General features: G+C 66.4%; 3 protein-coding genes and 1 pseudogene. 3 read left to right on the plus strand and 1 reads right to left on the minus strand.

What is annotated here, in order from left to right; genetic code table 11:
* The 3 genes and pseudogenes from G4L39_RS01375 to carB all read left to right on the plus strand — a co-directional run.
* Positions 1-2,422: hybrid sensor histidine kinase/response regulator (locus tag G4L39_RS01375; protein WP_165105338.1), on the plus strand; the 2,422-nt coding region annotated here is incomplete at its 5' end.
* A gap of 193 nt (positions 2,423-2,615) precedes the next feature.
* Entirely contained in the window at positions 2,616-6,032 is a 3,417-nt protein-coding gene (locus G4L39_RS01380) for a PD-(D/E)XK nuclease family protein (protein WP_165105339.1), read from the plus strand.
* Positions 6,033-6,071: 39 nt separating this feature from the next.
* Positions 6,072-7,865, plus strand: a pseudogene (gene carB, locus G4L39_RS01385) (carbamoyl-phosphate synthase large subunit); the annotation flags it as partial.
* 15 nt (positions 7,866-7,880) lie between these two features.
* On the opposite strand, the gene purD reads toward carB, so the two are convergent.
* The gene (gene purD, locus G4L39_RS01390; RefSeq protein WP_165105343.1) at positions 7,881-9,197 is read right to left on the minus strand and encodes a phosphoribosylamine--glycine ligase; all 1,317 of its coding nucleotides are present in this window, start codon (positions 9,195-9,197) and stop codon (positions 7,881-7,883) included.
* Positions 9,198-9,535 lie beyond the last annotated feature (338 nt).

The following is a 9,535-nucleotide window of genomic DNA, read 5'->3' on the forward strand; positions in this document are numbered from 1 at the left end:
GGCGGAGCTGGCATTGTCGGAGGATGGGAGTGAACCCGGTTTTGATGGGATGGCGCGGGAGTTGTCGGGGTTGACGGGTTATCCGGTGGTGACGATTGAGATTTGCGATCCTGAGCAGGGGGTGCTGGTGTATCGGGGGGTTCACGGGGTGGACCTGTCGGGGTTGCCGACGCCGTTGGAGGTGCCGATGGACGTGAGTCCGTCCGGGCGGGTGGTGTCGACGGGGCGGATGGTGGTGGAGTCGGACGGAGGTTTGGCGTCGGAGATGGTGGTGCCGTTGTTTCGGCAGTGGGGGTTGCAGACGTATGTGGGGGTACCGTTGCGGTCGGGCTCGCAGGTGATCGGGGTGTTGAGTTTTGCGGATCGGGGGCGGCGGGTGGTGGATGGGGAGGAGCTGCGGCTGGCGGGTGAATTGGGGGATTACCTGGCGTTGTTGCTGGACCGGTGGCGTGTGCGGGAGATGGTGCGGCGGAGCGAGTCCGAGCTGCGTGCGGTGTACGATCAGACGCCGGTGATCATGTGTTTGTTTGATCCGCATTTGCGGATTGTGCGGGCGAACCGGGCGGCGGGGGCGTATGTGGGGCGGGCGCCGGAGTCGGTGGCGGGGATGCAGTTGGGGGAGTTTTTGCGGTGTGAAGCGTGTTTGCGGCGCGGGTATGAGTGTGGGGTGACGCCGGATTGTCCGGCGTGCGAGTTGCGGTTGGCGCTGGTGGAGACGTTTCGGGAGGGGCGGCGGTGGGAGCGGCGGCAGGTGCGGAAGACGTTGATGCGGGGGGACCGGGCGGTGGAGGTGGTGTTGCTGGTTTCGACGGAGCGGGTCCGGTCCAATGGCCTGGATCGGGTGTTGTTGTGTTTGGAGGATGTGACGGAGCGGACGCGGACGGAGATGCAGATACGGTCGCAGGCGGCGTTGTTGCAGGTGACGCGGGATGCGGTGTTTGTGCGGGATTTTTGTGATCGGATTCTGTACTGGAACGACGGGGCTGCGGCGTTGTACGGCTGGAGTGCGGTGGAGGCGCAGGGCCGGACGTTGCATGAGCTGGGGATCATGCCGGATCTGGAGCAGGTGGCGACCGCGGTGCAGGCGGTGCAGGAGCGGGGGGAGTGGAGCGGGGAGATGCGGCATCGGGACCGGCAGGGACGTGAGCTGGCGGTGCAGAGTCGGTGGACGTTGATCCGGCATAGTGACGGGTTTCCGCGGGCGATTTTGATGGTCAACACGGACATTACGGAGAAGAAGCGTTTGGAGTCACAGTTGTTGCGGAGCCAGCGGTTGGAGAGCATCGGGACGCTGGCCAGCGGGTTGGCGCATGATTTGAACAATGTGCTGTCGCCGATCCTGATGGCGGTGCAATTTTTGAAGGACGAGGTGCAGGGGGAGGCGGCGCGGACGTGTTTGCAGACGCTGGAGACGTGTGCGCAGCGTGGGGCCGGGATCATTCGGCAGGTGCTGACGTTTGCGCGCGGGGTGGAGGGGGCGCGGGTTCTGCTGCAGTTGAAGCATCTGGTGCGGGAGGTGGAGCGGATCGTGACGGAGACGTTCCCGCGGTCGATCCGTGTGCAGGTACGGATGGAGCGGCAGCCGTGGCTGGTGCAGGGGGATCCGACGCAGCTGCAGCAGGTGTTGATGAATCTGTGTGTGAACGCACGGGATGCGATGCCGGAGGGTGGGGTGTTGACGTTGCGGTTGGAGAATGTGCGGCTGGATGAGGCCGGGGCGCGCGTGCATGTGAAGGCCAGGCCGGGGCCGTACACGGTGATGTCGGTGCAGGACACGGGGGTGGGGATTCCGCCGGAGTTGCTGGACAAGATCTTTGATCCGTTTTTCACGACGAAGCCGGTGGGGCAGGGGACGGGGTTGGGGCTGGCGACGGTGTTGGGGATTGTGGAATCGCACGGCGGGTTTGTGACCGTGGAATCGGAGGTGGGCCGGGGGAGCACATTTGCGGTGTATCTGCCGGCTCTGCCCCAGGCGCAGGCCGGCGACACGGGTTTGCGGGAGCGCCCGACGCCAGGGCGTGGGAAGGGGCAGCGGGTGTTGGTGGTGGATGATGAACCTGCGGTGCGGCAGATCACGGCGGCGATTTTGCGGAATCACGGGTACGAACCGCTTCTGGCGGCCGACGGACAGGAGGCGCTGGCGGTGTGGGAGAAGCACCGGTCGGAGATCCGGGCGGTGGTGACGGACCTGATGATGCCGCGGATGGATGGCCCGACGTTTTTGCGGGCGTTGCGTCGGGTGGCACCGGATCTACCGGCCATCAGCATCACCGGGTTGGGGGAGGAATCGCGGGTGTCGGAGGCGCGGGCGGCCGGGGCGGTTGTGAATCTGGACAAGCCGTTCACGGCAACGGAGTTGTTGTCGGCGTTGGAGCGGGTGCTGACGGACTCGAAGGCAGGGGCGGCTGTGAAGGAGGGCTGAATTGGGTCCGGCCCGGACCGGGGAAGGGCGGGTGCGGGGGTGCGGCCACGGGGTGCGGCCAGGGGAGGGAGGGTTGTTCGAGTGGAGGAGTCGCGGCCGGAGATGATGGTCCGGGCCCGGGGTGGGGTTTTGGCCGTTGGGTGTGGGTTGAAAAGCTTTTGCGGGGCCGGCGGGGTTGGGGGAAACTGTGGGCATGCGGGTTCGGTTGTGGTTGGGGCCTGCCGGGAGTGGCAAGACGCACCGGTGTTTGGAGGAGATCCGGGCGCGGCTGGGGAGTTCGGTGGAAGGGCCGCCGCTGGTGTTGTTGGCGCCGCGGCAGATGACGTTCCAACTGGAGCGGCAGTTGTTGTCGGGGCCGGGTCCGGCGGGGTACACGCGGCTGCAGGTGGTGTCGTTTGAGCGGTTGTGTTTGTGGCTCTGGGAGGAGCTTGGGGGCGGGGCGTTGCGGTTTCTGACGGCGGAGGGTCGGGTGATGGTGATGCGCTCGTTGCTGGGCCGTTTGCGGGACCAGCTGGAGGTTTTGCGGGTAGGGGTGCGGCGGCCCGGGTTGGCGGCGGAACTGAGCGAGGCATGGGTGGAGTGTCATCGGCACCGGGTGAGCGCGCAGCGGCTGCGGGAGGGGGCGGCTTCGTTGGAGGATCAGCGGTTGGCGGCGAAGTTGCGGGACTGGGCGCGGTTGAACGAGGCGTACGAGGGCTGGCTGGAGGAGCACGGGTTGGCGGATGTGGTGGCGTTGGCGGAAGGTGTGGTGCGGTTGTTGGAGGCGCGTCGGGATCGGGGTCGGTGGATCGAAGGGGTTTGGGTGGACGGGTTTGCGGAGCTGGCGCCGCATGAGGTGGCGTTATTGGGGGCGCTGACGCGGCATTGCGGGGAGATGACGGTGACGTTTTGTCTGGATCGAGAGGGGATGCGGAGGGGGAGTTGGTTGACGCCGTGGCGTTGTGTGGTGCGGTCGAAGGAACGGCTGGAGGAGGCGTTGCGCGGGCCGGGGGTGGAGGTGTTGGAGGAGTGGCTTTCGGCGGCGGGCGGGTCGGGGCGGTTCGGTTCGGCGTCCGGTTTGGTGCGGTGGGAACGGGCTTGGGCTTTGGGGGGTGGGGACGGCGGTGCAGAGGTGGCGTTGCCACCGGTGCGGCTGGTGTGTTGTGACGATCCGGTGGCGGAGGCGCGGTTTGCGGCGCGGGAGATATGGCGGTTTGTGCGTGGTGGCGGCCGGTTTCGGGATGTGCTGGTGCTGGTGCGGGACCTGGAGTTGGTCCATGACACGTTGCGGCGCGTATTTGGCGAGTATGAGATCCCGTGTCATTGGGATCGGCGGGAACCGGTGGCGCATCATCCGCTGGTGGTGTTGACGCGCGGTGCGTTTCGCTTGGTGGCGCGGGATTGGCGGCAGGCGGACTGGTTGGCGGTGTTGAAGAGCGGGTTGGTGGGAGGGCTTGAGGAGGAAGAGCTGGACGCGCTGGAGAATGAGGCGCTGGCGCGGGGTTGGGAGGGACGCGCCACGTGGTTGGGTCGTGAGGTGCGGGATTGGTGGGTGGCACGCGGCGGTGAAGCAGCGGCGCGGTGGGATCGGGTGCTGAAGCCATGGCGGGCGTGGGCCGAGGCGGTGGGGTGCGGGGCAGGAGTGGTTTCGGGACGGACGTTGGTGACGGCGTTGCAGTGTTTGTGGCGTGAGTTGGGGGTGGAGGAACGTTTGGAGCTGTGGGCGGCGGCGGGTACGGATGGTGTGGTGGCGGGCGCAGGTTTCCCTGGCGGAGCGGTTCACAGGACGGTTTGGGAACAGCTCCAGGTCTGGTTGGAGGACGTGGATTTGGCGTTTGGCGGGGAGAGCCTGGCCTGGGCGGACTGGTTGCCCGTGTTGGAGGCGGGGCTGGCGGATTTGACGGTGGGGGTGGTACCCCCGGCGCTGGACCAGGTGCTGGTGGGGACGGTGGACCGGTCGCGGCAATCCGAGGCACGACTTGTGTTGTTGTTGGGTTGGAACGAGGGGGTTTTTCCTGCGCGGCCGGCTGGCGGGCCGTTGCTTTCGGAGGAGGAATGGCAGCGGCTGGAGGCTGCCGGTTTGGGGATGGACCTTTCGGTGCTGGAACGGCGGGCGCGGGAGGAACACTTCGCGTATCTGGCGTGCACGCGGGCGCGGGAGCAGTTGGTGATCACGTGGTGTCGGCGGGACGGGCGGGGTCGGGTGATGAATCCGTCGTCGTTTGTGGGACGGGTGCGGTCGTGGTTTCCGGGCTTGGCGGTGGAGGTGTGGTCCGGGGATGTGGGGGAGGGTTGGGCTGGTGGCGAGGTGGTGCATTGGCGGGAGGGTTGGGCGCGGGCGTTGCGGTGGTGCGCCGGGGAGGGTGCGGGGTTTGAACGGGTGGAGGGGGTGCCGGAGTTGTTTGGGCCGCTGGTGGAGACGTTTGCCGGGCATGGACGGTCGCTGGCGGGCCGGGTTTTGAGTCCGGGGGTGGTGGATCGGCTGTATGGGCGGCGGTTGCGGTTATCGGCCACGCAACTGGAACGGTTTGGGGCGTGTCCTTTTCAGTTTTTTGTGTGGGGCGGGTTATTGGCGCGGGAGCGGCAGGTGTACGAGGTGGACGCGGCGGATCGGGGATCGTTTTTGCATCAGGTGCTGGCCGCGTTTCATGGGGCGGTGGAGGCGCGGGGGAAGTGTTGGCGGGATTTGGAAGTGGAGGAGGCGCGGGCGTTGTTGTGGGAGGTGGGGGAGGCGGTGGCCGGGGAGTATCGGAACGGGTTGTTTGCGTCGCGAGCGGTCCGGCGCTGCATGGTGGTGCGTTGGTTGCGTGAGCTGGAGTCGTTTTTGGAGGTGGTATTGGGGTGGATGCGGGAGGGCCGGTACCGGTTGGATCCGGTGTTGGCGGAACGGGAGTTTGGGGGAGGCGACGGCGCTCGGGCGGGGTTGGATGGGCCGGGTGTGGTGTTGGAGGCCGGGGAGGGCCGACAGTTGGTTTTGACGGGTCGGTTGGATCGGGTGGATGCGTTGCGCGTGTCGGAGGGTGAGGCGGTGGCGGTGGTGATGGATTACAAGTCGGGTCGGGCACGGCTGGATCGGGCGAAGGTTGCGGCGGGTCTGGACTGGCAGTTGCGGGTGTATTTGCAGGTGTTGGAGGATTTCGGGGAGTTGCGGGAGCGGTTGGGGGTGGACCGGGTCCGCCCGGTGGGTGCGTTTTATGTGCCGTTGCGGCCGGGGCCGGAGTCGGGGGGTGATGCGGGCGGGTCGGAGGAGGAGCAGGCGGCGCAGCGGCGTCGGGCGTATCAGCATCAGGGGTTGTTTGATTTTGGGGCCTTGGGGTGGTTGGAGGCGACGGGAGATCGGCGCGGGGAGCAATTTGCGTGGCGTCGGACCGGGGATGGTTTGCCGCATGCGCAGAGCTGGCAGGCGATGGATTCGGCGGCCTTTGCCCGGTTCCGGGAGGAGAGCCGGCGGATGTTGTTGGAGGTGGCGGCCCGGATCTGGAGGGGGGAGGTGGGACCGGATCCGTATCGGCACCAGGGGGAGGTGGCTTGTGATTTTTGTGCGTGTGGGGCGATTTGCCGGTTGGATCGGCGCCGACACCGGTTTCGGCGCCTGGCGGTGGCGCGGCCCGGGTTTGACAGGGTGGGATGAGCTTGGCAGGCTGGGCGGCCGTTTAGGATTGGGAGGACTGTGAACGCGGAATTGCTGGCTCAAGCGAAGGCGTTGGGGTTCTCGGACCGTCAGATTGCGCATTTGACCGGGCGGACCGAGGACGAGATTCGGGCTTTGCGGAAGCAGCTGGGCTTGCTGCCGAGTTATCGTTTGGTGGACACGTGTGCGGCGGAGTTCGAGGCCTACACGCCCTACTATTATTCGACCTACGACCGCGGGGATGACGAGGTGCGGGCGTCCGACCGTCGGAAGGTGATGATCCTGGGTGGCGGGCCGAACCGGATTGGTCAGGGGATCGAATTCGACTACTGCTGCGTGCATGCGGCGTTTGCGTTGAAGGAGGAGGGATTCGAGACGATCATGGTGAACTCGAATCCCGAAACGGTTTCGACCGATTACGACACGAGTGACCGGTTGTATTTTGAGCCGCTGACGCTGGAGGATGTGCTGCACATTTATGAGCGGGAGCGCTGTCACGGGGTGATCACGCAGTTTGGGGGGCAGACGCCGTTGAATCTTTCGCTGCCGCTGCAGCAGAACGGGGTGCGGATTTTGGGGACGTCGGCGCGGAGCATCGAGGTGGCGGAGGACCGGGAGCTGTTTGCGGATTTGTTGCGGCGTTTGAACATTCCGCAGCCGCCGAACGGGATTGCGACCAACGAGGCGCAGGCGTTGGAGGTGGCGCATCGGTTGGGGTATCCGGTGCTGGTGCGTCCGAGTTTTGTGCTGGGGGGTCGGGCGATGCGGATTGTGTATTCGGACGCGGAGCTGCAGCAGTACATGCGGTTTGCGGTGGAGGCGTCGCCGGAGCGACCGGTGCTGGTGGACAAGTTTTTGGAGGAGGCGACGGAGGTGGATGTGGATTGTGTGGCGGATGTGGGGTTGTTTGAGGATCCGTCGGAGGGGACGGTGGTGATTGGGGGGATTTTGGAGCACATTGAGTTTGCGGGGGTGCATTCGGGGGATGCGGCGATGGTGTTGCCGCCGCACACGCTTTCGTATTCGACGATTCAGACGATCCGGGACTACACGCATGCGCTGGCGCGGGAGTTGCGGGTGGCGGGTTTGATGAACGTGCAGTATGCGGTGAAGGATGACACGGTGTATGTGTTGGAGGTGAATCCGCGGGCGTCCCGGACGGTGCCGTTTGTGAGCAAGGCGATTCAGGTGCCGCTGGCGAAGCTGGCGGCGAAGGTGATGGTTGGGCGGACGTTACAGGAGCTCGGATTCACCCGGGAGGTGTGGCCGCGGTACTGGGCGGTGAAGGAGTCGGTGTTTCCGTTCAACCGGTTTCCGGGTCAGGACATTTTGCTGTCGCCGGAGATGCGGAGCACGGGCGAGGTGATGGGGTTGGATGCGAATTTGGGGGTGGCGTATGCCAAGAGTCAGATGGCGGCCGGGGCACCGTTGCCGTTGAGCGGGAACGTGTTCATCAGTGTGAGCGACCGGGACAAGCCGCACATTCCGGCGATTGCGCAGCGGTTTGCCGAGCTGGGATTTCAGATTGTTTCCACGGGGCGGACGGCCCAGGTGTTGGAGGCGGTCGGTCTGAAGGTGCGCAAGATTTTCAAGATCAACGAGGGCCGTCCCCATGCGCTGGATTTGATCAAGAACGGGGAGCTGCAATTGATCATCAACACGCCCACCGGCTCAACCCCGCGGGCGGATCAGGTGAAGATCCGCACCACGGCGGTGCTGGCCGGGGTGCCGATCATGACGACGCTGAGCGGTGCGAAGGCGGCGTTGTTGGGGATCGCGGCGCTACGGCAGCACGGCTACGGCGTGAAGTGCCTGCAGGAGTATCGCTCCTGAGCGCGGGGGTGCTGTTCAGGAGCCGGGGAGGGCGCCCTTCCATTGGAGGGCCTGGAAGGCGATGTCACGCCGGTACTGTGCGCCTTCAAAGTGGATGAGGTCCACGGCCCGGTAGGCGGTGCGGAGGGCCGTGGGGAGGTCGGGTCCCCGTGCCGTTACGCCGAGGACGCGTCCGCCGCGGGTGACGAGGCGGCCGTTGTCCCGGGCGGTGCCTGCGTGAAACACTTTCACACCCGGGATTTGTTCGGCTTGGTCGAGTCCGTGGATGGGACAGCCTTTTTTGTAGTCGCCCGGGTAGCCGGCGCTGGCCATGACGATGCAAACGGTGGTTTGGTCGGACCAGCGGAGGGTGTGGGAGGCCAGTTGGTCCTCGGTGGCGGCCATGAGGAGTTCGAACAGATCGTTTTCGAGCCGGGTCAGGTAGACCTGGGCTTCCGGGTCGCCGAACCGGACGTTGAACTCGAGCACGCGCGGGCCTTCGCGGGTGAGCATGATGCCGGGGTAGAGCACGCCGCGGAAGAGGATGTCCTCGGCGCGGCAACCTTCCTGCCAGGGGCGCAGGATCCGGTCGTAGGCGGCGGCGAGTTCGGCGGGGTTGAGGAAGGGTGTGGGGCAGTAGGTGCCCATGCCGCCGGTGTTGGGTCCGGTGTTGCCCTCGCCCAAGCGTTTGTGGTCCTGGGCGGTGGGGAAGGGCAGTGCGGTGCGGCCGTCGCACAGGGCGTGCAGGGAGATTTCGATGCCCTCGAGGAGCTCCTGGATGACGATGCGTTCGCCGGCGGATCCAAGGACCCGTTTGACCATGAGGTCGTGGATGGCGGTTTGCGCCTCGGCGGGGTTGTGACAGACGCGGACGCCCTTGCCGAGGGCCAGACCGTCGGCCTTGACGGCGCAGCGGCCGCCGAGGGACTCGGCGAACTGGACGGCCGCGGCGGGGTCGGTGAAGGTGCGGGCGCGGGCGGTGGGGATGCCGTGGCGTTCCATGAATTGCTGGGAGAAGATCTTGGAGGCTTCGAATTGGGCGGCGGAGCGGGTGGGCCCCCAGACACGGAGGCCGTGGGATTGAAAGAGGTCCACGAGGCCGAGGGCCAGGGGGTTGTCGGGTCCGACCACGGTGAGGTCGGGCCGGTTTTCGGTGGCCCACTGGAGGAGGGCGGGCAGGTCTTCGGCTCCGATGGGGATGCACCGGGCCGTATCGGGCCGGGCGCGGAGAGGTTCTTGGGCGATCCCGGCGTTGCCCGGCGCACAGTAGAGGGCCGTGACATGCGGGGATTGCGCCAATTTCCAAACCAGAGCGTGTTCGCGGCCACCGCCGCCGATCACCAGCACTTTCATCGGGGGGCGCATTGAAACATCCAGGGCCGCGGGTGGGAAGCTTTTTGTCGGTGGGACGGCTTCCCTTGGCGTGGCGGGCGGATTCCGGGGATTGCTTGGCGGGCCGTGCCTGGGTTGCGATGTTCGGTGCCGAGGGCGGGCCGACTGATCCGCCCGGGGAGGTGGCCGAATCCGGTGGGTCGATGCGAGGGGGTGGGTGTGCGGGTGCGGAAGCTGGTGGACGTGGTAGGTTTTGGGCGGGGCAGGGGCGGGGTTGAGGCGGAGTGTGCGCGGGCGGGGCAGTTGTGGCGGGCGGCGGTTTGAGACGTGGTGATCGGTGGGGGCGGTTGGTGGTGGGG

The organism is Limisphaera ngatamarikiensis (assembly GCF_011044775.1).
Classification (GTDB): domain Bacteria; phylum Verrucomicrobiota; class Verrucomicrobiia; order Limisphaerales; family Limisphaeraceae; genus Limisphaera; species Limisphaera ngatamarikiensis.

What these genes read in the sequence shown, in the direction of transcription:
- G4L39_RS01380 (WP_165105339.1), top strand. Translation starts at nt 2,616, where the DNA reads ATGCGGGTTCGGTTGTGGTTGGGGCCTGCCGGGAGTGGCAAGACGCAC.
- purD (WP_165105343.1), bottom strand. Translation starts at nt 9,197, where the DNA reads ATGAAAGTGCTGGTGATCGGCGGCGGTGGCCGCGAACACGCTCTGGTT.